Annotated in this window: 27 protein-coding genes and 1 pseudogene; 13 read left to right on the top strand and 15 right to left on the bottom strand. The window is 48.7% G+C overall.

Annotated features, from left to right (window positions below; genetic code table 11):
• Together B5E53_RS11375 and B5E53_RS11370 are read right to left on the bottom strand one after the other, a co-directional pair.
• A pseudogene (locus tag B5E53_RS11375) lies at positions 1 to 681 on the bottom strand (nucleoside recognition domain-containing protein); the annotation flags it as partial.
• An 8-nt stretch (positions 682 to 689) separates the two neighbouring features.
• On the bottom strand, positions 690 to 1,940 hold the full coding sequence (locus B5E53_RS11370; protein WP_242963647.1) for a recombinase family protein: 1,251 nt from the start codon (positions 1,938 to 1,940) through the stop codon (positions 690 to 692).
• A 104-nt stretch (positions 1,941 to 2,044) separates the two neighbouring features.
• Here B5E53_RS11370 and B5E53_RS11365 point away from each other — a divergent pair, with 104 nt between their 5' ends.
• From B5E53_RS11365 to B5E53_RS11355, 3 genes are all read left to right on the top strand, one after another.
• Positions 2,045 to 2,275: a hypothetical protein gene (locus tag B5E53_RS11365; RefSeq protein ID WP_087315092.1), complete on the top strand. Its 231-nt coding sequence runs from the start codon at positions 2,045 to 2,047 to the stop codon at positions 2,273 to 2,275.
• A 136-nt stretch (positions 2,276 to 2,411) separates the two neighbouring features.
• Positions 2,412 to 2,630 carry a holin gene (locus B5E53_RS11360; protein WP_087315090.1) on the top strand — a complete coding sequence of 73 codons (219 nt, stop codon included), beginning with the start codon at positions 2,412 to 2,414 and terminating at the stop codon, positions 2,628 to 2,630.
• The gene (locus B5E53_RS11355) at positions 2,623 to 3,537 is read left to right on the top strand and encodes a GH25 family lysozyme (protein WP_087315088.1); all 915 of its coding nucleotides are present in this window, start codon (positions 2,623 to 2,625) and stop codon (positions 3,535 to 3,537) included. Before B5E53_RS11360 ends, B5E53_RS11355 begins: the two co-directional genes overlap by 8 nt.
• Here B5E53_RS11355 and B5E53_RS11350 read toward each other — a convergent pair.
• Together B5E53_RS11350 and B5E53_RS11345 are read right to left on the bottom strand one after the other, a co-directional pair.
• Positions 3,491 to 4,888, bottom strand: a complete 1,398-nt coding sequence (locus tag B5E53_RS11350) for a ferrous iron transporter B (protein ID WP_087315086.1) — start codon at positions 4,886 to 4,888, stop codon at positions 3,491 to 3,493. The two genes, B5E53_RS11355 and B5E53_RS11350, sit on opposite strands and share 47 nt — an antisense overlap.
• A gap of 3 nt (positions 4,889 to 4,891) precedes the next feature.
• A complete protein-coding gene (locus B5E53_RS11345; RefSeq protein WP_087315118.1) occupies positions 4,892 to 5,233 on the bottom strand; it encodes a FeoA family protein in 342 nt (113 codons plus the stop codon).
• Positions 5,234 to 5,570: 337 nt separating this feature from the next.
• Here B5E53_RS11345 and B5E53_RS11340 point away from each other — a divergent pair, with 337 nt between their 5' ends.
• Positions 5,571 to 6,041, top strand: a complete 471-nt coding sequence (locus B5E53_RS11340) for a methylglyoxal synthase (protein WP_087315116.1) — start codon at positions 5,571 to 5,573, stop codon at positions 6,039 to 6,041.
• A gap of 101 nt (positions 6,042 to 6,142) precedes the next feature.
• On the opposite strand, the gene B5E53_RS11335 is transcribed toward B5E53_RS11340, so the two are convergent.
• The 4 genes from B5E53_RS11335 to B5E53_RS11320 form a co-directional block, all read right to left on the bottom strand.
• Positions 6,143 to 7,153 (bottom strand): DUF4097 family beta strand repeat-containing protein, encoded by a 1,011-nt coding sequence (locus B5E53_RS11335; RefSeq protein WP_087315084.1) that lies wholly within the window; start codon positions 7,151 to 7,153, stop codon positions 6,143 to 6,145.
• Complete coding sequence (locus B5E53_RS11330; protein WP_087315082.1) at positions 7,146 to 7,811, bottom strand: DUF1700 domain-containing protein; 666 nt, start codon at positions 7,809 to 7,811, stop codon at positions 7,146 to 7,148. Before B5E53_RS11330 ends, B5E53_RS11335 begins: the two co-directional genes overlap by 8 nt.
• Entirely contained in the window at positions 7,808 to 8,125 is a 318-nt protein-coding gene (locus B5E53_RS11325) for a PadR family transcriptional regulator (protein ID WP_087315080.1), read from the bottom strand. The genes B5E53_RS11330 and B5E53_RS11325 overlap by 4 nt, the downstream gene beginning before the upstream one ends.
• Before the next feature lie 268 nt (positions 8,126 to 8,393).
• Positions 8,394 to 9,110 (bottom strand): PepSY domain-containing protein, encoded by a 717-nt coding sequence (locus B5E53_RS11320; RefSeq protein ID WP_087315078.1) that lies wholly within the window; start codon positions 9,108 to 9,110, stop codon positions 8,394 to 8,396.
• Between the two features lie 324 nt (positions 9,111 to 9,434).
• On the opposite strand from B5E53_RS11320, the gene B5E53_RS11315 reads away from it, so the two are divergent.
• The 6 genes from B5E53_RS11315 to B5E53_RS11290 all read left to right on the top strand — a co-directional run bounded on the left by B5E53_RS11315 (position 9,435) and on the right by B5E53_RS11290 (position 15,100).
• Positions 9,435 to 10,151 (top strand): DNA alkylation repair protein, encoded by a 717-nt coding sequence (locus tag B5E53_RS11315; protein ID WP_087315114.1) that lies wholly within the window; start codon positions 9,435 to 9,437, stop codon positions 10,149 to 10,151.
• A gap of 91 nt (positions 10,152 to 10,242) precedes the next feature.
• Positions 10,243 to 10,623 carry a GntR family transcriptional regulator gene (locus B5E53_RS11310; protein ID WP_087315077.1) on the top strand — a complete coding sequence of 127 codons (381 nt, stop codon included), beginning with the start codon at positions 10,243 to 10,245 and terminating at the stop codon, positions 10,621 to 10,623.
• Positions 10,610 to 11,509 carry an ABC transporter ATP-binding protein gene (locus B5E53_RS11305; protein WP_087315075.1) on the top strand — a complete coding sequence of 300 codons (900 nt, stop codon included), beginning with the start codon at positions 10,610 to 10,612 and terminating at the stop codon, positions 11,507 to 11,509. Before B5E53_RS11310 ends, B5E53_RS11305 begins: the two co-directional genes overlap by 14 nt.
• On the top strand, positions 11,484 to 13,544 hold the full coding sequence (locus B5E53_RS11300; RefSeq protein ID WP_087315073.1) for a DUF6449 domain-containing protein: 2,061 nt from the start codon (positions 11,484 to 11,486) through the stop codon (positions 13,542 to 13,544). The genes B5E53_RS11305 and B5E53_RS11300 overlap by 26 nt, the downstream gene beginning before the upstream one ends.
• Before the next feature lie 142 nt (positions 13,545 to 13,686).
• The gene (locus B5E53_RS11295) at positions 13,687 to 14,127 is read left to right on the top strand and encodes a DUF4869 domain-containing protein (protein WP_087315071.1); all 441 of its coding nucleotides are present in this window, start codon (positions 13,687 to 13,689) and stop codon (positions 14,125 to 14,127) included.
• Positions 14,128 to 14,302: 175 nt separating this feature from the next.
• Complete coding sequence (locus B5E53_RS11290) at positions 14,303 to 15,100, top strand: translation initiation factor 2 (protein ID WP_343215641.1); 798 nt, start codon at positions 14,303 to 14,305, stop codon at positions 15,098 to 15,100.
• A gap of 77 nt (positions 15,101 to 15,177) precedes the next feature.
• On the opposite strand, the gene B5E53_RS11285 is transcribed toward B5E53_RS11290, so the two are convergent.
• Positions 15,178 to 15,792: a DUF1349 domain-containing protein gene (locus B5E53_RS11285; protein ID WP_087315067.1), complete on the bottom strand. Its 615-nt coding sequence runs from the start codon at positions 15,790 to 15,792 to the stop codon at positions 15,178 to 15,180.
• A gap of 38 nt (positions 15,793 to 15,830) precedes the next feature.
• On the bottom strand, positions 15,831 to 16,856 hold the full coding sequence (locus tag B5E53_RS11280) for an ROK family protein (RefSeq protein WP_087315065.1): 1,026 nt from the start codon (positions 16,854 to 16,856) through the stop codon (positions 15,831 to 15,833).
• Positions 16,857 to 17,112: 256 nt separating this feature from the next.
• Between B5E53_RS11280 and B5E53_RS11275 the strand changes: the two genes are divergently transcribed.
• On the top strand, positions 17,113 to 17,682 hold the full coding sequence (locus tag B5E53_RS11275; protein WP_087315063.1) for a hypothetical protein: 570 nt from the start codon (positions 17,113 to 17,115) through the stop codon (positions 17,680 to 17,682).
• Positions 17,683 to 17,721: 39 nt separating this feature from the next.
• Here the strand turns inward: B5E53_RS11275 and B5E53_RS11270 are convergent, their stop codons facing one another.
• The 5 genes from B5E53_RS11270 to B5E53_RS11250 form a co-directional block, all read right to left on the bottom strand.
• A complete protein-coding gene (locus B5E53_RS11270; protein ID WP_087315060.1) occupies positions 17,722 to 18,096 on the bottom strand; it encodes a DUF3592 domain-containing protein in 375 nt (124 codons plus the stop codon).
• Between the two features lie 197 nt (positions 18,097 to 18,293).
• Positions 18,294 to 18,674 (bottom strand): DUF3592 domain-containing protein, encoded by a 381-nt coding sequence (locus B5E53_RS11265; RefSeq protein WP_087315058.1) that lies wholly within the window; start codon positions 18,672 to 18,674, stop codon positions 18,294 to 18,296.
• A 118-nt stretch (positions 18,675 to 18,792) separates the two neighbouring features.
• On the bottom strand, positions 18,793 to 19,437 hold the full coding sequence (locus B5E53_RS11260; protein WP_087315056.1) for an ABC-2 transporter permease: 645 nt from the start codon (positions 19,435 to 19,437) through the stop codon (positions 18,793 to 18,795).
• Positions 19,438 to 19,451: 14 nt separating this feature from the next.
• Positions 19,452 to 20,081, bottom strand: coding sequence for an ATP-binding cassette domain-containing protein (locus tag B5E53_RS11255; protein ID WP_343215640.1), 630 nt, complete (start codon positions 20,079 to 20,081; stop codon positions 19,452 to 19,454).
• Positions 20,068 to 20,442 carry a GntR family transcriptional regulator gene (locus B5E53_RS11250; protein ID WP_087315054.1) on the bottom strand — a complete coding sequence of 125 codons (375 nt, stop codon included), beginning with the start codon at positions 20,440 to 20,442 and terminating at the stop codon, positions 20,068 to 20,070. The genes B5E53_RS11255 and B5E53_RS11250 overlap by 14 nt, the downstream gene beginning before the upstream one ends.
• 245 nt (positions 20,443 to 20,687) lie before the next feature.
• Between B5E53_RS11250 and yaaA the strand changes: the two genes are divergently transcribed.
• The gene (gene yaaA / locus B5E53_RS11245; RefSeq protein ID WP_087315052.1) at positions 20,688 to 21,431 is read left to right on the top strand and encodes a peroxide stress protein YaaA; all 744 of its coding nucleotides are present in this window, start codon (positions 20,688 to 20,690) and stop codon (positions 21,429 to 21,431) included.
• Between the two features lie 112 nt (positions 21,432 to 21,543).
• On the top strand, positions 21,544 to 22,194 hold the full coding sequence (locus B5E53_RS11240; RefSeq protein WP_242963645.1) for a DUF1003 domain-containing protein: 651 nt from the start codon (positions 21,544 to 21,546) through the stop codon (positions 22,192 to 22,194).
• Positions 22,195 to 22,210: the final 16 nt, after the last annotated feature.

Genomic DNA, 22,210 nt, shown 5'->3' with positions numbered 1-22,210 from the left:
GCAGAGGGCGGTGGTCGCTGTCCATCCATGGGCGGTGAAGAGTGCTTTCATCTCCATGAGGCTGCCTGTGTCGGCGATGCTTCCTTCCGCCAGATAGGCCATGACGATGATCGGAAGAACGATCTCATTGGCCGGAAATCCCAGCACAAAGGCCAGCAGGATCACTCCGTCAAGGCCCATCAGCCGGGCAAAAGGATCGAGAAATCCGGAGCAGATGGCCAGGAGGCTGGTTCCGCCGACGGTGACGTTTGCCATGATCCAGAGGAGCATGCCGGCCGGCGCCGCTACCGCCGCCGCTCTGCCGAGGACAAAGAGTGTTCGTTCCATGACAGAGCGGATGATGACTTTTCCAATCTGCGGACGCCGGTACGGCGGCAGCTCCAGAGTAAAAGAAGAAGGAACGCCCTTTAAGATAGTAGCGGATAAAAAGCGGGTGGTCAGGAAGGTGACCGCGACGCCAAGCACGATCACTCCGGTTAACAGGACGGCCGACAGTACCGAGTCGAAAAAAGTTCCTCCTGTCCCCACAAAAAACATGGTGATCAGAGCGATCAGAGTCGGAAAACGCCCGTTGCACGGAACAAAACTATTGGTCAGAACTGCCAGCAGACGCTCCCGGGGCGAATCAATGATCCGGCAGCCAACTACTCCGGCGGCATTGCAGCCGAAGCCCATGCACATGGGCTTTTTCAGAATACATTTTTGAGGATGATGGTGATCTCTTCCCCGTCCAGATATATTTTTTCTATGAGTTTGGTCAGACAGGCCCGGCGGCGGGGAAGAGACCGGGGATTGGTGCCGCTTAGCAGATGAAAGAGCAGCTCGCCGGAAGAAGGATCAGGGGTTTCCCGGGCGTCTGCAGGAGAAGTGTCCGGCGGCTGATGGCCCGGCAGAGGCTCCAGCTGCAGGCGGCAGACCGCGTTGATGATGAGAATATCCAGTTCGGCGATTTTCCATTTGCGGTTCCGGCAGGCCGGATCTTTGATATATTTTCTGGAACCTTTGGTGCGGCTGTAGCAGGAATAATTGCCGTGCTCGCCGTGAAACCGGGCACCGCAGCGGCCGCAGTAAAGGAGACCTGAGAGCAGGGTTCTGGGAGTGAAGGGAGCTTTCCGGGAACTGCTGCCGGAAGAAAAATCTTTCTGGCTGCGGTCCTGAAGAAGTTTTTGGACCTCCCGGAACAGCTCTTCTCTGATGATGGGCCTGTGATTTCCGGGATAAGACTGCTGGTTAAATTTTACTTTTCCGATGTATACCTCGTTGCGCAGTACATTTCTCACCAGAGTTTCACTGTTCCATCCGCCGTATTTTGTGTGATAGCGGGACTTCATATACTGCCAGCAGTCATGGATGGAATGTCCCTGACGGAAGCGCTCATAGAGCTCCTGTACCTGACGGGCTTCCTCTTCATTGATCACCAGGCGGCCGTCCACGTAATCATAGCCGGTGGGCGCCGTGGAGCCGCCGTGATAATAGCCGTTTTTGGCCCGGGCGATGCGGCCCATGGTGAATCGCTCTGTGATCTGGTCCTTTTCCAGCTGGGCGAAGACCGACAGCATGCCGATCATGGCGCGGCCAAGAGGTGTTGAGGTGTCAAAATTCTCACAGACAGAGATGAAATCCACCTTGCTGGCAAGGAAATAATCTTCGATCAGCAGGAGCGTATCTTTCTGGCTGCGGGACAGACGGTCCAGTTTATAGACGATCACCACATCATACTCTTTCAAATGTGATAACATTTCCCGGAGGGCCGGGCGGTTTAAGTTGCCGCCGGAATATCCTCCGTCCGTATATATTTTTCCAATGGTAATATCTTTGGCCTGACAGAATGCCTGCAGGCGGGACGTCTGTTCGCTGATGCTGTAATTTTCCCTCTGATGGTCTGTGGAGACTCTCACGTAACAGGCGGCGGTGGGCATGGCGGATTCCCCCTTTTTCAAGGCAGCTGTTTGTCATAAATTATGATTTTTTCTGTAAGAAGATGCCTGTTTTTCGGAAACAGGGACATCTCCTTTCGCATAAATATACAGGAAGGAGGAGTTTTATGGTCAGGATCATCATGAAGAATCCGGATGGCGTCTGCTGCGGCCGGCCGGAGGACATTTTCATAAAAAGAAATGGACAAAGCGAATCCTTTTACAGAATGCTGGAGGAAGAAGGTAAATTGTGTGCAGCAGCAAAGACAGAGCCTTCCGGCCGGGAGCGGCAAAACGCAGGAATGCCTTCGCCGGGAAAGAAGGAATTTTGTCGGAAAATGAGGAACCAAAACGGATGATCGCAATATTATGATAGTACAGAGACCGCCGGGCACAGGGCGTGATGTAAGAGACGATCCCGCGCCACGGGACATGGTGCGGAAAACAGCCAGCAGCCGGCGCGGTGGTCTTCTGTGAATATGGAGGAGGATCAATATGAAAATAAGCAGTAAAACAAAAAAATGGCTGAAATGTGCCGGAATCCGCGCGGCCCGGACTGTAGCGCAGACGGCGGTGGCAGCCATAGGGACGGCGACGGTATTTGCTCAGGTGGATACCGTTATGACCATATCGACGGCACTGCTGGCCGGAGTTGTATCACTGCTGACATCCATTGCGGGACTTCCGGAGTGTAAGGAGGAGTCAGATGAGTAAATATTATCCGGATATTTCCCACCACCATACGGTGGCGGACTGGAATAAAGTGGCAAAGAACTGCCCGTTTTTGATCACGAAGGCGACGCAGGGGACCTCTTTTGTAGACAGCGCCATGGCAGGCGTTGTGAAACAGTGTGAAAAGAGAGGAATCCCCTATTGGCTGTACGTGTACCTGAATAAGGGAGACGAATTGGCACAGGCGAAATTCCTGGTGAAAACCTGCAAAGATAAAATCGGAGAATATTTCATGGGATATGTTCTGGATGTGGAAGCGGGCAATCCTGCATCCGGCGTGCAGAAGGCCATGGATTATCTGAAAACGCTGGATTACAAGATGATGGTTTACACCATGTACGCGCAATATGACAAATATAAGAATATACTGGCTGCCCGTCCGGGAAAATGTGCCTGGTGGGAAGCCAGATATGGATTAAACAACGGAAAATATGATGCGGCGTATCCCTGCCATGCGGGGGCGGACCTCCATCAGTATACGTCAGAAGGCACCTGCCCGGGCTTTGACGAGAAGATTGATCTGAACCGGATCACCGGTCAGGGAAAAAAAGAAAAATGGTTTGTGACGCCAAAGCAGAAGGACGGGGATTCCGGAGCAGAAACAGAAACCAAACCGGAAGGCGGCACGGGAGACGATCAGGGAAATACAGGGCAGGAAGGAGAGAGCAGTGTGAAATATTTCAGCACTATAAAAAATAAGACGGTCAGCAATATCACGGAGTTTTTGCACAACCGGGGGCTGGGTGCCGGCGAGAAAAATATGTCAAAGATCGCGGCGGCCAACTGTCAGTCCAGGGAAGTGCGGAAAGCGCTGTTTTCCCTGGCGGAACAGGGAAAACTCATCAAGCCGTCCGGATTGAACAAGTGGGAGGAATCCAATAAAGACTAAAAAACAGATCAAATCCATACGGAGGATATGCAGACAAAAAGCCCATGCACATGGTCAGTGCCTGTTTGCCGCAGGCACGGCAGCACTGGAAGGGTTTATCCAGATTGTAGGCGATGCGGGGCAGGTATCCGGCGTCTTCCAGCAGCGTAAAGAGCGGGAAAAAGATGGCCATGGGCGGAAGCATCACCGATACGACCCAGGCCAGCACCCGGTAAAGTCCCAGCACCAGCAGGCCGTGGAGCCAGGAGGGGGCGTGGAGCCAGTGAAAAAGGCCGGTCAGCCGGTCCTGAATAAAGAACAGTCCGTCAGAGAGCAGGGCAGAAGGATAGTTGGCGCCGTAAATGGTGATCCAGAATATGACGGCCAGCAGCAGGAGCATCAGCGGAAATCCTGTCAGACGGCTGGTGAACAGCCGGTCGATGGCAAAATCCAGTTTACGGTATGAGGAATTTTCATAAGAGACCACGTCCCGGCACAACTTTTCTGCTGTGGATACAATGGCGCCGGCGACGGCGTCGTTCCACTGTTCCGGACTGGAAATCTCTCTTTTCAGCTGCTTCCTTGCCAGGGTAATGCCCCGGAGCAGCTCCGGGTCCCGCAGGAAATCTTCTCCCAGATGGCCCGATAGTTCCCGAAGCAGGGAGCAGTCCTGGTGGAGAAGACGGAGACTGAGCCAGCGGCTGTTTAAACGGCCGCCGGTTTTTTCTTCTATGAGCGGCTCGATCATGCGGATGGCGTGTTCGATGCAGTCCGGATAGCGGACTTTCGCGGGAAAAGCGGTGAAGGTGGGGGCGGTCACCTGGTCAAGGGCGTGAAGGAGCGGTTCCAGAGTACTTTTTTTCCGGGCGGAAGTGCCAACCACAGGGACGCCCAGACGGCGGGACAGCAGCGGCAGATTCAGATGAATCTTTTTGCGTCCGGCCTCGTCCATCAGATTGACGCAGACGATCACCCGGGAAGAGATTTCCATGGTCTGCAGAACCAGATTCAGATTCCGTTCAAGACAGGTGGCGTCGCAGACCACCACCACGGCGTCCGGTTCTCCGAAACAGATAAAATTCCGGGCAATTTCCTCCTCAGCGGAATGCGCCATCAGCGAATAAGTGCCGGGAATATCCACAAGTACATAAGAATTTTTCTCAGACTGGCAGAAGCCCTGAGCGTTGGATACAGTTTTTCCCGGCCAGTTTCCGGTATGTTGGTTCATGCCCGTAAGAGCATTGAAAATGGTGCTCTTTCCCACATTGGGGTTGCCGGCCAGCGCGATTACTTTATCTTCGGGAGTGCGTCTGGTGATGGTGAGAGCGGAGTCCAGTGCGTTGATTCCCACAGAATGATTGGTCAGACCCATGATTTATTCCTCCCGTGCCTCGTTTTGTATCAGAACTTCTGTGCCGGCAGCCGGCAGATGCTCCTGTCGGGGTTCCTCGATCAGGATATCCCGGCAGTCCCCCTTTCGCAGAGCGATGACCGCGCCCCGGATGAGAAAGGCGGACGGGTCGCCCAGAGGGCTTTTCCCCAGACATTCCACCCGTGTACCGGGCGTCAGACCTATATCCAGAAGACGGCGGCGCATGCCGCCGGAGGCAAGAAGCGCGGAGACGATGGCATGACAGCCGGGAGCAAGGTCACCGAGGGTCCGGCTTTTGGAACCGGTGCGGCCCGTGAGATCCGAATCGGCACAGTCCGCTGCCATGGAATCAAATATTTTGATGCAGCTCATTGTATGCAAACAGGCCCTGCCTGTGTCACAGTTTCTGTCATTGCGGCAGAAAGAAAGATACATATTGATACCTCCCCATAGGAGTTTCCTATTCTATGGTATTCAAAAGCAGGGAGGGAAGTGCGGGAAAACACAGATTTCTCCCGGAATGTTGACAATTTCCTCACAAAAAACGGATAAACTGCTGCCAGGACAGCTTACATTTCCGGTTTTTTCAGGTATAATGATTTTATACGGGCATGGTGGAACCTGCCGCAGTGCAGCGGGAGAGAGGCTTTGCCGGAAACAGCACAGGAAAGGGGTTTTATGTATGGCACAGGAAACGATCACTTTGACCATCGAGAAACAGAAGAATATCGCGCTGATCGCGCACGATAACAAGAAGGAAGAATTGATTCAGTGGTGTGACAAAAATCAGGACATTTTAAAGAAGCATTTTCTATGTGGGACCGGAACCACAGCGCGGCTGATCACGGAGAGAACCTCTCTGCCGGTGAAGGGATATAACAGCGGTCCTCTGGGCGGCGACCAGCAGATTGGAGCCAAGATTGTGGAAGGAAAAGTGGATTTCCTCATTTTCTTTTCTGACCCGCTGACGGCGCAGCCGCATGATCCGGATGTGAAGGCTTTGCTGCGGATTGCTCAGGTCTATGATATACCGATCGCCAACAACAAGGCGACAGCAGATTTTATGATCCATTCCACGCTCATGGACCAGACCTACGATCATGAAGTTATGAATTTTAAGAAAAATGTGGAGAAGAGAGCCAGCGAATTTTAGAAAGAAAACCAAAAATAACGCCGTGCCGGGCATAGACGCCTGGCGCGGCGTTTATCGTTCTTCTCCCGCGCCGTTTTCCGGCGGAGAGAAGGAAGAAAGGGTTATCTGATGGAAATGTCACCGTCGGCGCAATAAACCGATACTTTTCCGGCATCTGCGCTTCCGGTTTTCCGGTAGCTTTTGGTATCCTCGTCCTCATACTGGGTATAGGAGCTGTTCGGAAGGTCCTCCGCAACGGAAATATCTCCGTAATCCGTTTTGAGGTCCATGGACAGAGTCTCTTTCTGGCTGTCATCAAGCCGGAAGCTGACGCTGCCGTAAGAAAGATCAAAGGAGCAGTTCCCGGTATAGGCAGTGTTTTCGCTGGTGAAGTCCCCGTCGCTGGACTGGAAGGTAACGGTTCCCAGAGAACAATGATTGACGGAAACATCCCCGTAGGAAGTATCAAAATCCATTTGTCTGGTGGTAACGGTATCCATCTGTGCGTCACCGTCTCCCAGGGATAGACTGCCGGATTTGGCGTTGACGTCAGACATGATAAGATCGCCGTAGGAGGATTCCAGAGTGAGCTGTTCTGTCTGAAGTCCACGCAAAATGATATCGCCGTCGCCTCCGGAGATGGCAGCGTAATCCAGATATTTGTCTTTCGGCAGATACAGTGTCAGGTTGTCAGAGACATTATCCGGGGCATCTGTGACGACGCGGCCGGTAAACAGCCGGGCCAGAAAACTGTAATCAATACCCACAAAGAACTGGGATTCAGCGGAAAGATCTTCCTTCAAAGTCAGAGTGCCGTCTTGAATCGTATATTGAAATGGGTTCTCTGCGCCGCTGCCGGTGATCTGGTAAGAGAGGTAACAGGAATCATCCTCGGAAGGAAGGATGGAGATATCCATGTAAGTGATATCTGCTTCCAGGCGGGAGAAATCATCCAGTTTGGTCTTATCCATCTCATAAAGTTTTCTGGAAGAATTCGGCGAGCCTATGGTGCTTAAATCAGCGGTAGCCAGAAAACGCATACCTCCGAGCCCTGTGCCGACGGCAAAAAGGATACCTCCGGCGATGCAGAGTCCCGCGGCTGCCAATAATGTACGTCTTGCAAGTTTATTCATCTTTTTTCACCCTCCTTTTATGAAGCATTCGCTGAATCAGCCGTGCCAGCGCCAGTACCAGCCATTTGCAGAAGAAGATACCGGCGATGAAAAGGAGAACGCCCAGGCCGACGGAAAGCAGGCTGCCGCCGAATATCACGAGAAATCCGGGAACGGAGGCTGCGGCAAAGGCAGCTCCTTTGATCAGCGAAAAGACACCGATGATGACAAAGGATACGCTGCATACAAAAACACAAAAAACAGCAAATAATATGAGGATAACGCCCACCAGCAACAGCACAAACGCTGTCAGAGCCAGCGGCGCTGCGATGGGAGCAGCCAGGATGGACAGGCAGACAATGAGCAGGATGGAAAGAGGAGAACCCTTGCTGTCCGGCTCCGGAACAGAGTCGCCCCTGCGGTATCTTCTGCCTCTCTGGCCGGTTTCTCCGCTGGAAAATGTGGTGACTGACAGGGAATCTCCGGTCTTTTTATCCAGCAGCGCGGTTAAAAGTTCTGAAGCGGCCTCCCGGGGGTTCCCCAGTTCCCGGATGGCTTCCTCGTCATTTCCGGCGTCATCGAAATATTCTGTAAAATATTCCATGGCATTTTCATAATCATCTTTTGGCAGACGCTTTAAATATTTGCGCAGCTCTTTTAAATATTGTTCACGGTTCATTTCTTCAACCTCCCTTCAATGATCCCGTCGATGGTCTCCTTGTAAATCTTCCATTCTTCTTTCAGATAAAGCAGCTGTTCCTTTCCTTTTTCTGTGATGGAATAGTATTTCCGGTTTCTTCCCTGAAACTCCTGATTATAGGTGGAAAGGTAGCCGTTCTGTTCCAGCTTCCGGAGAATCGGATAGAGAGAAGACTCCTTGATGCTGGCGGCCAGCTTGACTGTCTGACTGATTTCGTAGCCATAGGAATCGCTGCTGGCCACAATGGAAAGGATCAGACATTCAATCAGAACCGATGAAACAGGATAGTACATATGGACACTCCTTTCTTTGTTTTTTTGTATATATAAAATTTTTATATATCAAATATTACAGCATATATATATTTTTGTCAATACATTTTCCGATGATTTTTTGGAATTGTAACAGGTCAGCGATGCTGTCCTGGAAACTCTCTGTGGCGCATTCCCGGCCAGTTACCCGGATTCCTGTGGGAAACAGACAAAAAAATCTCCCGGATTCCCAAAGGGAAATCCGGGAGACTGGTTAAAGATATGAAAATGTATGAAAAGGAAAGAGAGATCAATCGTAAATGGACTCGCTGCTCCATTCAATGATATCGCCGGTCTGGGCGTCGATTTCGAATTCATATTCCATCTCGTTGTAGAAGATGGATCCTTCATAAATATCTCTGCCGTCGTCGTTATCTCTGTGGATGCGCAGATCGGATTCTGTGGCGCCTTCTACCTGACCTAAAGCGATGTTTTTGGCTTTTTTCTCAGAAATCAGATTGCCGTTACCGCTGTTCTGGGTGTTGTTCCAGTTATCATCATCTCTTTCGCTGCTCCAGTCAATGATAGCACCGGTCTGAGCGTCAATCTCGAAATCATATTCGGTGTTATCGTGATAGATGGAACCTTCGTAAATGTTTCTGCCGTCATCGGTATCCTTGTAGATCCGTAACTCATCTGCGGTGGCTCCGTCTACTTCCGCCAGAGCGATGGAAGAAGCTTCTTCCTCGGTGATGTAACCGCCGCTGGCATCGGCAGTCTGTGTGGATGCCGCCGTTGTGCCGGCATTGTCACCGGTATTATCGGTGATCCCGGAACCAACCACAGTGTTTACGCTGCTGCCGGCCGCGTCGTCGGCGCTGTTATCGGATACATTCTGGGTATCCGCCTGGGATACGGCGTTATTGCCGTTGTCAGACTGTGTATTTCCGGAATTGCCGGAACATCCGGTCATGATTCCCAGAGAGAGAATAGATGCGGTTAATAAAAACATGATTTTCTTTGTCATATGAATACCTCCTTGTTTTTAAGCGATTATTTTTATTTTTTCTCTTGTGTTGTCTATGGCTATATACTAACAGCTATTTTTAAATTTAAAATAAACAGAATTTATGTTTTTTGAAAATTTTTTCTCTATAAATTTTATGATACCCGGTATTTCAAAAAGAATTCTTTTGAAAAAAGAAGACAGAGTCCATATAATAGTGGGTACAGTACAGGAGAAAACCTGTTCCCCGGGCAAGGCAGGATGATCTCCGGAAAAAGCAGGAAAGTATTCGGGAGGACAAGAAACATGAAAAGCGATGAAAGAACTGAGGAAAGAAACAAAAAGATGGAAGGAGAGCACACCGGCTGCGGCCAAGAGACGGAAAAAATGGTAAGAGAAGCGCTGTTTTCCATGCAGGATACCGGCTACAAAACATTTCATGAGAAATTGATACCGACGGTGGAACCAGACAGGATCATCGGTGTCCGGACGCCGGAGCTTCGGAAATATGCCAGGAAGTTTGCAAAGACGCCGGAGGCGGAGGAATATCTGCACATACTTCCTCATTATTATTATGAAGAAAATAATCTTCACGCCTTTGTCATTGAAACCATAAAAGATTATGAGAAAGCCATGGAGGAGACCGAACGCTTCTTTCCTTACGTGGATAACTGGGCTACCTGTGACAGTTTTTCACCGAAGATATTTAAGCGGTATCCGGAGCAGGTCTATGAAAAGGCAAAACGAATGATTGCCAGCGGGCAGACCTACACGATCCGGTATGGTGTCGGGTTATTGATGACCAATTTCCTCGATGAGGAATTCCGGCCGGAGATGCCGCAGCTGGTGGCGGATATCGTCTCGGAAGAATATTATGTCAACATGATGTGCGCCTGGTATATGGCCACGGCGCTGGCCAAACAGGAAGAGAGCATCCTGCCGTATCTCACGGAAAACCGGCTTCCTGTCTGGGTACATAATAAGACCATTCAGAAAGCGGTGGAGAGCCGCCGCATTTCCCCGGAAATGAAAAAATATCTCCGGACCCTCAGAAGAAAATAAAAAAGCATTGACAGAGCACGGGATGCTGTGTATACTAAGTGTACTAATAGTATTAGTACACTTAGTTATTTTTTTATAAGGAGGCGAACATGTGATCATCCTCGATTATAATGATAAACGGCCGATTTATGAGCAGATTGTGGATAAGATGCAGACACTCATTGCGGGCGGTGCGCTGGAACCGGACGAGAAGCTTCCTTCGGTGCGCTCGCTGGCGGTGGAACTGTCCATCAATCCCAATACCATACAGCGGGCGTACAGTGAACTGGAGAGAAGCGGATTCATTTATTCCGTAAAGGGCCGCGGCAATTTTGTCCGGGCCGATGAACATTTGAAGGAAAAGCAGCAGAGGAAGCTGCTGTCTGCGCTGGAGAAACAGTTGATATCCTGCAAAGAGCAGGGGATAACCAGAGAAAATATCCTGGCCAGTGTGGATAAGGTCTATGAGGAGGTGTCAAATGATCGAGATTAAGAACGTCAGCAAGAGCTTTGGAGATATTGAGGCGGTTTCCGGGGTCAGCCTGACATGGAAAGAGGAGAATGTTTTCGGTCTGCTGGGAACCAACGGTGCGGGAAAGAGTACTCTGCTCCGGATGATAGCGGGCGTGCTGAAGCCGGACGAAGGAGAGATTCTCATTGACGGAGACAATGTTTGGGATAATCCCCGGGCTAAGAGTAAGATTTTTTACATTTCCGATGAACAGTTTTTCTATCCCAACACCACGGCGGAAAAGATGGCAGAGATTTATAAAGTGTACTATCCGGATTTTGACCAGAGGCGGTTCCGGAAGTTTCTGCTGCGGTTCGGCCTCGAGGGAGAGCGGAAGGTTCAGACCTATTCCAAGGGCATGAAGAAACAGCTTTCGCTGCTTTTGGGACTTTGTTCCAATGTATCTTATCTGCTCTGTGATGAGACTTTCGACGGGCTGGACCCGGTGATGCGCCAGGGAATCAAAGGAATCTTTGCCAGAGAGATTGATGAGAAGGGACTGACGCCGGTGATCGCTTCCCATAATCTGCGGGAGCTGGAAGATATCTGCGATCATATTGGACTTCTTCATAAAGGCGGTGTGCTGTTGTCCAGGGATCTGGGAGATCTGAAATTAAATCTTCATAAAATCCAGTGTGTGCTGCCGGAAGAGGCGGAGGAACATTTGAGAGAGTCTCTGGAGATCCTGACCATGAACCGAAGGGGAAAACTTCTCACTCTCACGGTGCGGGGCAGCGAGGAAGACATATTGAAGAGAATCGGGGAGCTGAAGCCGGTATTTATGGAAGTACTCCCGCTTTCTCTGGAAGAAATCTTTATCAGCGAAACGGAGGTAGTCGGCTATGACATCAAGAATATCATTTTCTAAATTAATGAAAGAAAATATGCGGCATCGTCTGGCCATGAATGTGGTGACACTGATTTATTTTCTGTTTACGCTGCTGTATTTCGTGATTGAAATTCAGAATGCCATGGTCTGGGACGAAAATGTATATGAAACGATATTGTCTGCCACGGGACCGAGCAGCCTCGTGATTTTGTGCGCAGCGCTGGGAGCGGTGACCGCGCTTTGTGGATTTGCCTATTTACATTCCAGAACGAAGACAGATTTTTATCACTCTCTGCCGGTGAGAAAAAAGAGCATTTTCTGGTCAATAACAGCCAATAGTTTTCTGGTGTTTGCGGTGCTGCTCATCGCCGCATCGGTGATAGACGCCGTGATCACCCTCGTCCTGGGTTATTTTACCCTGGAAGTGCTGGCGCATCTGCTGCTGGGGATGCTCTGCAGTCTGCTGGCCTTTGGAGCGGCGTTTTTTACGGCGGCTCTGGCCATGATCATGACCGGCCATATCGTGGTGGGAATCCTCGGAACGGCAGTGTTTATCACCTGGGCGCCGGTGCTCATAAAATTTATGTTTATCGAATTACAGCAGAACTTTTTTGCGGCTTATGTGGAACCGTCAAAGGTCTTTCAGCTTTTTGATTACGGCTCTCCCGTCTATCTGGCGGTTCGCCTGCGGCCGCTGGCGGAAGGTTGGAAGTGGTCTCAAAAAGCGCCGCTGATGCTGGCTGTCTGTGTCTGGATCGTGATTCTGGCTTTGCTTTGCCAGTTCCTGTTTGACCGCCGGCCGTCGGAGACTGCCGGCAGGTCCATGGCGTTTCCAAAGATCAATCCGGTCATCCGGGTGCTTCTGGTCATCCCGGCGGCGGTATTTACCGGTTCTTATCTTTACAGTATGACACTGGGTACTTCAAGAATCTGGGTGTTCATCGGCGTGATCATCGGAACCGTGCTTTTCCACGGGATCATCGAATGCATTTATCAGTTCGATATCCGCGGCATGTGGAGCCATAAAAAACAGATGGTGCTGACTCTTGCAGCGGTGCTCTGTCTCACGGCGTCCTTTTATCTGGATCTGTACGGTTATGACCGTTTTGTTCCTGCAGCAGGTGCAGTGGAAAGTGTGATGCTTAAAGATGATGTGGTAAGCGTCAGGGAGAGTTATTTCTGGGGAAAAGAGAAGAACGAAATCACTGGAAGTGAGAAGGAAGAGATTCTTTCCATGTTAAAGACGGCGGTACAGAAAGAAGGCAGCGATGCTGACGGCGCCGCGGAGAAAGGATCCGGCGATTATACCGGTTTTTATGACAGTGTGACCGGACGCAGGCTTTCGGAGGAAGGAAAGAAAGGCATCCAGGTAATTTATCATATGAAGAACGGAAGCGAAATAAAGAGGAATTTCGATCTGCCGGAAGATACGGCCAATGAAATTATGGAGACCGCTTACGGTATGGAAAGTTTCCGTGAGAGCATATACTCCCTTTATACCGCCGACTGGAATCAGATTACGGATATATCCTGCAATAATAAGATGGATGAACAGACCCTGCGGCTGACAGAAGACGAACAAAAGGAATTCCTCACCACCTATCTGGAGGAACTCAGTACCCTGACCAACGAGGAAATGCGGACGGTGATTCCAGTGGCAGAACTTTCTGTCGAGCACAAAACAGACGGAGGCGATGATTATTCGACAGATTTTTATTACGTTTACCCGTCCTTCACAAAGACCCTTGCCTTCCTCAGCAGCAAAGGATACGATATCAATAAGACTCTTGCTGATGTCGACATATCTGACATCGAGATCAGCCGGTACAGCGACGAGGATGGAGAAAATTACTGGAAGGTGACAGAACCGGCAGTGATCCAGTCCGTGAAAGAGAAACTGATTCTTGACTGCAATAACTTTGCTTTCTATGCGACAGGGTATGAGGGAGAGAGTACGCCGCTGAACTGCGATGTGGTTGTACATTTCAACGACGGTTACGGAGAGAAAACTGTCTATGTGTGGACCGATGAAGCAACATTAAAAACACTCATGGGCGGCGAATCGGGGCAATAAGCAATAATGCGTCGTCAAAAACATTCTGGCAGATATCGAATGGATATCTGCCAGAAAATTTTTTCGCAGATATCCATGGCGAAGTGCCGCCCATTGTGCTACACTGTAAGGCAGTACACAAAAAAGAGGAGGGGGTGTGCCTGTGCTGAGTATATATTTGGGAAAAATGGAAGAAGCCATTTATTATCCTCCGGTTTATTTTGACAATCAGTATGAAGATCAGTGGATTATAGAAGAACTGTCTGTTGCGATGATACGCGATGTGGATAAATCAGAAGTGATCGGCCCGCATTTAATTGAGAGTCCGGTTCTCGGACCAATATCTGTAAAGGAAATATCAGGCGGAGTAAAAACGTTGATTTTGATGGCATTTGACCGCTCGGGTGAAGTGTTCAACGCCTCCGCTTGTGGAGATAACTGTGCAAAATGGATTTTAAAAATCGGACAGGAAAAAGATTTGACGATCAATCTTCGGCATATTATGGATTTTGGGGAAGAAGAATTTGAAGCGAAAATTTTAAATACGGGGGAAATGGTTCATAATATGCTGGAATTTGTCCGTATTGCAGGAAAATATGTATAGGTGAGGATATATGAAAGGGAAGCATAAAGTTATAATCCAGAATAACCGATTACATTATGAATTTGAAATAAAAAGAAATATTACGATTATTCAGGGAGACAGCGCGACGGGCAAAACTACACTGATCAACATGCTTCGCCAGGCAGAAAATATGGGAAGATCAAGCGGTATTGATGTGCAGTGTGATGTGCCATGCAGAGTTTTGGAAGGCGCTAACTGGAAATTAATCGTAGAAAATGTGTCGGGGAGTATCTTTTTTACAGATGAAGAAAATACATTTATTAATACAGAAGAGTTTGCAGCGGCCGTCCGCGGTTCAGATAATTACTTTGTATTGATCACAAGAGAAAATCTTTATAATCTTCCCTACAGTGTGGAAGAAATATACGGTTTGTATGCCTCCGGAAAATATCAGAATACAAAGAAAGTGTATCAGCAATTGTATAGAATCTACACGAATACCCATAACCTGCCTGTGAAGCCTGAAAAAATGATTGTGGAAGATTCCAATGCGGGATATGATTTTTTTGACGCAGTCGGAAAAGAATCCGGGGTATTATGTGAAAGTGCTGGTGGAAAATCCAATATTTTTTCAAAATTAGAGAGTGTTAAAAATGAAGAAATCTGTGTGATTGCTGATGGAGCGGCAATTGGCCCTGAGATGAGCCGTTTGTTTCAGATAGCGGAAAGAATGGAGAATATTAATTTATATTTACCAGAGTCCTTTGAATGGATTATTTTGTCCTCCGGATTAATCGGCGGAAAACAGATAGATGAGATATTAAAAAAGCCGGAAGAATATATTGATGGAAAGGAATTTTTTAGCTGGGAAAGATATTTCACCAGATTGTTGATACAAGAGACAAAAGATACTTATCTTAGTTACACGAAATCCAGACTAAATAAAACTTATTTACATCCAAGAAACAAGGAAATCATTTTAAAAAGCATAAGAGGAATCATTTTTAAATAGAACATACCATGTAAGCTGCCGCAGACCCGCGGCAGCTTTTATCATAGAGGTTTGTTTTTGTTGGCTGCTTTGGCAGCTTAGATTTCTTCATCTGGCTGCTGGCCGTCATGCGCCAGCCACTTGCATTCCGTCAGTTCCATGTTTGTGAAAACGGCGCGGAAGGAAGAATCCTCCGGGCTGCAGGCATAGATACCGAAACGGACGGTGCCCGCTGCCTCGTGCATATGGCAGACACGCATCTGATGGAACACGGAGCCGTCCTCGGAACATTCGATACAGAAATCATCCTCCCGGCGGCTCAGGCGATACCACATGGATTTGACATTGGCAGGAATCTCTGTGGTTGCCCAGTCGGAATAACCATGATTGGTGACCACGCTGCCCAGATGCTGAAATTGTTCGTTTTCATATTCGATGGAGCCTTTGAGCCAGTTTTCACTGTCCAGATACAGAACCACGCCGCACTGATCAAAGCGGTGGTGACTTTCGGAAAATTCTGTTTTTACCACAAAGGAGAAGAACTTCTCATCTGAAGACATCTGGAGAACCGGGGCATTGTCATTGCGGAAATGATAATAGGTCCTCTGCCACAGGTCGGTATGGGGTTTGGTCACGATCTCAATGCGGTCCTGGGAGATCGTGTAGTCTTCCGGTTGTCTTGTCCATTGTAAATTGTTCACATCAAATTTCATTCTTTCTTCCTCCAATATTTTTTATTATTTTCTGATGTTCACAGTTTCCCCGCTGCATTTTTGGGGCTGTATGATGCTGTCTCATCTTTTATGTCCATGGCTTTCCAATACATTCCCATAAGATAATACTGGTCTGTGCTGGGGATAAACGCAAAGTCCGGCATGTATTCTTCCGGGATACAGGTCCGGCAGGCCGCGCGGATCCGTTCCAGATCGCTTTCCAGCAAAAGATCGCCGGTAAAAAGCAGAAGATGAGGATTCAGGATGGAGATTAATGCGATGGAAGCCTGAATGATCAGAGGTTCCGCCGCAGGACGGTGCAGCATTTGTATCTGCTGTTCAAGACTCATCCCGTAATCCAGAAAGCCAACCATGCCGGCGAACAGATTCCGTCCGGTCAGTAACGTACCTTTATGTACTGTGGCTGTCCCCGGCAGCACGCCGGAGGGATAGTTGACCAGCGTGACGATCTTGTCGGAAATTTGTTCCTGGCGATAATAACCGTACACCTTATAGTGCATATCATTGGCGAGGAAGACCGGGCGCCGGAATTTAGTTTCCAGCATTGTTTTCAGCGGAACATTTTCCAGTTCCGGAATATCGCTGTGGCGAATCACGCCGTTTTCTGCAATGCTGGGAGTCCCCACGATGACCTGGCTGATATTGGGAAAAAGACGGAAAGCAGCGGCAGATTCCTGCTCAATGGCAGCGGCATCCAGGGGATCAAATCGGCGCACCTGTTGGTGAAGGATCCGGCCGGTTGGAGACAAAACGGCGGCCGTCACAGATTTGACACCCTGGATCAACGCAAAATAGAGACAGAGGATGCTTTCAAAATCTTCATTCAGCGTATAAACCATGGCATTGCGCCCCACTTCATGGAGTTTTTGCTTTTCTCCTGTTACCTCACCCGTTGTCTCCATCTCATTTAGATAGGTGTTGCAGCTGGCCACGCTCAGCCCGGTCTGCAGGGCGATCTGCTGTTTGGTGTAAGACTTCCCGCTGCGAAGCAGCCTGCGGATCTGGATTTTATTTTCTCTTTTCAAGGCAGCAGAATCTTTCATGATAAGCTCCTCCCACTATTTTTATTTTAATTATTATAACTATTATAATAATTGAAGTCAAGAAAAATCAGAGCCGATATTCAGGAAAGGAACAAGCAGCCGATAATCTTTTGTCAGGAAATTTTTCGAAGATACCCATGGCGAAATGTATGTCATTGTGCTACACTGTAAGGCAGCGTACATCTGTAAAACAGCATGTACTATGCATATATCTGTAAAATGGCATGTATTATATGGAAAGGGAGGCATTTGTACTATGGATAGATTAGATGATTTTATTCGTATTCTGACCGGTCATTTTGATAACCGGGAGCAATTTGAAGAATTGAAAAAGGAGAACGAGAAGTTCCCGTATGCCGAGCATGTCAATACCATCTGTAATGATAAGATCCGCAGTCTTCCGGAAGACTTTGCCGGATATTTCATGGTGGAAGAGAGCTATTATACCATCGGCGGAAATACCCACGGTTCCCCGCATCTGTTTTTATTTACGGAGGAGGAAGAGGGAGTCAGGCTGACTTCTTATGATATGCCGGAAGGGTATGATAAGTCGTCCTTTACTTATGAGAGTATCACGGAGCTTGACTATCATGTATTGAAACCGTCGGAAAAGTTTGTTCCGGCCCTTTATGTGGAAAAAGATGGCGTCTGGGAGGGCGGCAGTGTGAGCATGTTCTCCCCGGTATTAAAATTTACCTTGTTTGAGCGCTTTTCTGAGGACTGCCTGGAGGTGACAGAAACCATGGAAGTCAATGGAAAGAGAACCTTTGGATATGATGTGCCGATCCTCTATCGCAGAGTGCAGGGGGCGCCGGAACGATCATAAAAAGCAAAAGCTGCCGTTTATGTGACGGCAGCTTTTCGTTTATAACACTGTTCCCGCCACGGCGCACACCACGGCCACGGCCAGAGCTATGGTGATCTGAAGCCAGGAAAATTTATAAATTTTATCCGGGAATTCCGTATCATAGCGGACGGTGACTTTTGTGCCGATCTCCGCAGTGTCAGGAATCTGCACCAGATCCTGGGAAATGTATTTTTTTCCTTTTACTTTATACTGGACTTTGCCCCATTTCGAGTGCGGCCGGGCTCTTTTGGTGCTGTTTAAAGAGATGGAATATACTGTGCCTTCGGTGGCGGCCAGACGGCCGTGTTTGATGAAAAAACCGAAAAGATGTCCGGCGGTATAAGCCAGAGCCAGAAGTGCGGCAATGTAAAATAAAACTGAAATACTGTTCATATCTTTCGTACCTCCTGTGCAAAATACCGGGACAAAAGAGATTCCTCTGTCTTATGCCAGATAGTTCTTTTGTCCCGCCTTATTTTTATAAGTTAGCACCGGAAGGGCCAGAAGTCAATGAAATGTTATCTCTGTGATATCATTACAATTCTTTCGTCAGTACAGCATAATATCTTACTATGCTGCGCTGCACATTATCAGTATACCAGCAGCCCGGCGGCCAGGCTGACCGCTGCGACTGCCAGGGCAATCCCGATTTTTTTCCAGGAAAAGCTGTAGAGCATATCCGGATGAAGAGCGTCGTAGCGGACGGTGACCTTTGTGCCGGCTTCTGCACTCATAGGAACCTGAATGCGGTTATAGGAAATGTATTGTTTTCCACCGGCTTTGTAGGCGATCTTTGCCCATTTGGAATTGCGGAACCGTGTGTTTTCAGGCCCCGGCATCCAGATGGAGTACACTGTGCCTTCCGTGAGGGTGCTTCTGGTGCGTTTCAGAAAGAAGCCATAGGCGCTGCCCATGGCATAGACCAGAGCCAGCACGGCGATAACAAAGAGAAAAATTCTGTCGTTGTTCATATGAAAACCTCCCAATATAGTATTGATTTTGAAATGACCATGGCGAAACTGACGTAAATCTGCGGAGGAATCTGTCGTAAACCTGCCAGAGAGCCATGAGGGATCTGCCAACGGCAGATCAAACTAAATCTTTCCGGTCATAAATCCGGACAGAAACCAGCGCTGACAGGGCAAAAATCAAGATCCCTGCGAGAAAGATTCCTGCTCCGGCAAGATTTGGAGAAGTGCCCATAAACAGCCGGGATATTGAGTTCGTGATATTGAACTTCATCATAGACGGCAGCAGATATGATAGTCCCAGCACGATGATCACATAGACAAACTTCGTTTTGTCATATCCGAAATAATAGCAAATGGGCAGATATATTCCGCAAAGCAGAGCAATGAGCAAAAATGCTCCTCCTGCCAGTGGCAGCGACAATCCGCCAAGCTGAGGCAGAAACAATGTCTCCAACCGGAACATAAGAGCGCAGAAGAGATAGACAATGAGGCAGAAAAAATATTTGGACAGCACCAGATACTTCCGTGGATAAGGCGTGGTACACAGATAGGCAGACGCCTTTTCACACTGATATTCTGCCAGACAGATATAAGATAACATGATAAATGTCCCATAAATTACAGAAAAGACAAAACCCAGATAATTGGCATACTGTGGGAGCCTCCAAAGTATAAAAAGTGGTATGAGTATGACCAGTCCGATCATCCAGAGGGTCTGTTTTTGTATGACGACAAATTCTTTCTTAATTAAATGCAGTAACATAGAGTTCCCTCCTTTTAAAATGTATCATGCGGGCCTGTCACAGCGGCGGTTTTGCACCGCTTCGCTGCCGGTGCATTTTTTCCGATGGCGTCCAGCATGATATCTTCGATCAGCGGGCGTTCCATGACAGCGTCCGGCATGAGCGCGCGTACCTGATCCGGCTGTCCGGTGAGACCGGTAAAACCAAAAGCTGTCTCTGTGATGCTGGAAAAAAGAGACCGGGCTTTTTCGGTAAGCCACCGGGCGCTGCCTTTCACCATTCGGTGAGAATCCAGCAGAATGTCCTTCTCTTCTTCAAAGAGAATGGAACCGTGGTCAATGAGCACAAGAACATCGGCGATCTTGTCCAGATCCGAAGTGATGTGCGTGGAAAAGAAAACGCCTTTTCCGCTGCTGTCCATACCGGCCAGTCCTAAAATAGTATTGATCGTTGTGGTCTTTCCGGCGCCGTTGGCGCCGATAAACCCGGTGATGCATCCTTCCGGCAGGGAAAAGGAAACATTTTGCAGAGAAAAATCCTTGTAAGATTTATTGAGATTACGCACTTCCAAAATCGGGTTGAAAACTGTATCCATAGAAACCTCCGTTCTGTATCGGTTCTTGATATATTGTCCGGCAGAGTGTCCGGCGCTATTCTTCTTCATATAAAATGTCCATCATTGCCATCAGTTCTTCTTTTGTGATGGAAAGGGACTTCGCTGTGTGAATCATGTCCTGCATCTTTTCTTCCACCAGCCGCCTCCGGGAATCCCGCAGCAAGTCCAGGTTCCCTGCGGAGACAAAGGTGCCGATACCCACCTGGCTGGTGACAAACCCTTCCTTCTCCAGCTCTTCATAAACCCGTCGGATGGTAAGGACGCTCACCTTCAGGTCGTTGGCAAAACTGCGGATGGAAGGGAGCATATCGCCTTCTTTCAGTTCTTCCCGGAGTATGGCGTCCTTGATCTGATCCTTGATCTGCTGATAAAGTGGAAGGTCTGATGCGTTGGATATCAGGATATTCAAATCCTCGCCTCCTTCAATGTGATGTTGATATATATACACTATACACTATAAGCACGGTGGCGTCAAGAGAGTTCCATCTCTTTATTGACTCCTCCTGTTCGATTGTTTAGAATTACAGTACATATTCTGCCGGGAGTGAATAGCTGGGGCGGCAGAATGTGCCTGTCGGGAGAAGGGCGGTGACAAAATGGCGGGAACGCCTGGCATCGGCATACAGGATTATGAGAAGGAGAGGAAGAAAATATATGTTAAAAATTATTATTTCTCCGGCAAAGAAGATGAACGAACAGGACATTCTGCCTCCGGAGAACCTGCCGGTTTTCCTGGAAAAGACAGAATTTCTGCTGGAGCAGATGAGGGAAATGTCCCTGTCCGGACTGCGGGATATGTGGAAATGTAATGATAAAATTGCCATGGAAAATTATGAGCGGATCGCATCCATGAATCTTCGGGAACGGCTGACGCCGGCGATTCTCGCCTACGAGGGCATCCAGTATAAATATATGGCTCCGGCAGTTTTTGACGAGAGCGCTTATGCCTATCTGCAAGATCATCTGTACATCTTATCGGGTTTTTACGGGGCGCTGCGGCCCTTTGACGGCGTCACGCCCTACCGTCTGGAAATGCAGGCCCGTTTTCATCAGGAGAAGCTGGATTCCCTGTATGATTTCTGGGGCGGGGCCATCGCAGGAAAGGTGTTAGAAGACTGCAGCCTTCTGGTCAATCTGGCATCCAGAGAATACAGCCGGGCGGTGCTTAAATATCTGCCTGGGAATCTTCCCTGCGTCACCTGTGTGTTTGGGGAGCTTATCTGTGGCAAAGTAAAAGAAAAGGGAACCTATGCTAAGATGGCCAGAGGAGAGATGGTTCGCTTTATGGCCGAGCAAAAGGCGGAAGACGCGGCAGGACTGAAAGCCTTTGACCGTCTGGGATACCATTTCGCGGAAATGTACTCCGACGAACAAAATCTGGTGTTCTTAAAGGAGTGACCGGGGCGCCGGACATAATTGGGACGTCAGGAAAGCGCCGGGCAGAACGAAAATTGATTGAAAATAAATAAACCGGGCATACTATCTCAAAACCGTGCAGGAGGATGACAGTATGTCAAAAGGAAAAAATACAAAAAAAGCAGGCAGACAGGGAACGCGTGATGCCGCGCCGGACAATGCGGCGATGACACCATCGAAAAGTTCCGGCGCGCCGGACAATCCGGTGGAGACACTTCCGAAAAGTTCCGGCGCCCCGGCGGAGAAGTCCCTCACTACCGATGAGAAGCTGGATTTGGTCCGGGTGCTGGTGGATAATGTGGCGGAGGATTTCAATGAGGAGGATATTCTCCATATGATGCTGGAAAAGAAAGTGTCGGTGGATCTGGAGCGAAGTCTCCATGCGGCCAGCACATTCGGGCAGCGGACGGCGGATAAAATTGCAAAGTTTGCCGGAAGCTGGGGATTTATTTTTTCTTTCACAGCTCTGCTCCTGTTCTGGATGTTCGGCAATAATATGATGAAAGACCATGCCTTTGACGCCTATCCGTACATTTTGTTGAATCTGGTTTTATCCTGTGTGGCAGCCGTCCAGGCGCCGCTCATCATGATGAGCCAGAACCGCCGGGAAGAAAGAGACCGGGAACAGGCGGAAAACGCCTACAAAGTGAATCTGAAGTCAGAATTTATTCTGGAAGACCTTCATAAGAAAATGGATCGGATTCTTGAAAATCAGGCGAAACTGCTGGAGAAGGAGCCGCATTAAAGAGCGGCTTTTCCCG

This window comes from Eubacterium sp. An11, from assembly GCF_002161065.1.
Lineage (GTDB): Bacteria > Bacillota > Clostridia > Lachnospirales > Lachnospiraceae > Anaerobutyricum > Anaerobutyricum faecale.
The sequence above is the reverse complement of the archived record's forward strand: the minus strand, read 5'-3'. Positions and strand labels throughout refer to the sequence as shown.

Excerpts from the sequence above, each read along its gene's own strand:
- B5E53_RS11320 (WP_087315078.1), bottom strand. The coding sequence starts at position 9,110 with ATGACAAAGAAAATCATGTTTTTATTAACCGCATCTATTCTCTCTCTG.
- B5E53_RS11325 (WP_087315080.1), bottom strand. The coding sequence starts at position 8,125 with ATGTACTATCCTGTTTCATCGGTTCTGATTGAATGTCTGATCCTTTCC.
- B5E53_RS11360 (WP_087315090.1), top strand. The coding sequence starts at position 2,412 with ATGAAAATAAGCAGTAAAACAAAAAAATGGCTGAAATGTGCCGGAATC.
- B5E53_RS11300 (WP_087315073.1), top strand. The coding sequence starts at position 11,484 with ATGACATCAAGAATATCATTTTCTAAATTAATGAAAGAAAATATGCGG.
- B5E53_RS11285 (WP_087315067.1), bottom strand. The coding sequence starts at position 15,792 with ATGAAATTTGATGTGAACAATTTACAATGGACAAGACAACCGGAAGAC.
- B5E53_RS11240 (WP_242963645.1), top strand. The coding sequence starts at position 21,544 with ATGTCAAAAGGAAAAAATACAAAAAAAGCAGGCAGACAGGGAACGCGT.
- B5E53_RS11355 (WP_087315088.1), top strand. The coding sequence starts at position 2,623 with ATGAGTAAATATTATCCGGATATTTCCCACCACCATACGGTGGCGGAC.
- B5E53_RS11260 (WP_087315056.1), bottom strand. The coding sequence starts at position 19,437 with ATGTTACTGCATTTAATTAAGAAAGAATTTGTCGTCATACAAAAACAG.
- B5E53_RS11365 (WP_087315092.1), top strand. The coding sequence starts at position 2,045 with ATGGTCAGGATCATCATGAAGAATCCGGATGGCGTCTGCTGCGGCCGG.
- B5E53_RS11350 (WP_087315086.1), bottom strand. The coding sequence starts at position 4,888 with ATGGGTCTGACCAATCATTCTGTGGGAATCAACGCACTGGACTCCGCT.
- B5E53_RS11255 (WP_343215640.1), bottom strand. The coding sequence starts at position 20,081 with ATGAAGAAGAATAGCGCCGGACACTCTGCCGGACAATATATCAAGAAC.
- B5E53_RS11280 (WP_087315065.1), bottom strand. The coding sequence starts at position 16,856 with ATGAAAGATTCTGCTGCCTTGAAAAGAGAAAATAAAATCCAGATCCGC.
- B5E53_RS11270 (WP_087315060.1), bottom strand. The coding sequence starts at position 18,096 with ATGAACAGTATTTCAGTTTTATTTTACATTGCCGCACTTCTGGCTCTG.
- B5E53_RS11335 (WP_087315084.1), bottom strand. The coding sequence starts at position 7,153 with ATGAATAAACTTGCAAGACGTACATTATTGGCAGCCGCGGGACTCTGC.
- B5E53_RS11315 (WP_087315114.1), top strand. The coding sequence starts at position 9,435 with ATGGAAGGAGAGCACACCGGCTGCGGCCAAGAGACGGAAAAAATGGTA.
- B5E53_RS11265 (WP_087315058.1), bottom strand. The coding sequence starts at position 18,674 with ATGAACAACGACAGAATTTTTCTCTTTGTTATCGCCGTGCTGGCTCTG.
- yaaA (WP_087315052.1), top strand. The coding sequence starts at position 20,688 with ATGTTAAAAATTATTATTTCTCCGGCAAAGAAGATGAACGAACAGGAC.
- B5E53_RS11275 (WP_087315063.1), top strand. The coding sequence starts at position 17,113 with ATGGATAGATTAGATGATTTTATTCGTATTCTGACCGGTCATTTTGAT.
- B5E53_RS11340 (WP_087315116.1), top strand. The coding sequence starts at position 5,571 with ATGGCACAGGAAACGATCACTTTGACCATCGAGAAACAGAAGAATATC.
- B5E53_RS11345 (WP_087315118.1), bottom strand. The coding sequence starts at position 5,233 with ATGGCAGCGGACTGTGCCGATTCGGATCTCACGGGCCGCACCGGTTCC.
- B5E53_RS11330 (WP_087315082.1), bottom strand. The coding sequence starts at position 7,811 with ATGAACCGTGAACAATATTTAAAAGAGCTGCGCAAATATTTAAAGCGT.
- B5E53_RS11305 (WP_087315075.1), top strand. The coding sequence starts at position 10,610 with ATGATCGAGATTAAGAACGTCAGCAAGAGCTTTGGAGATATTGAGGCG.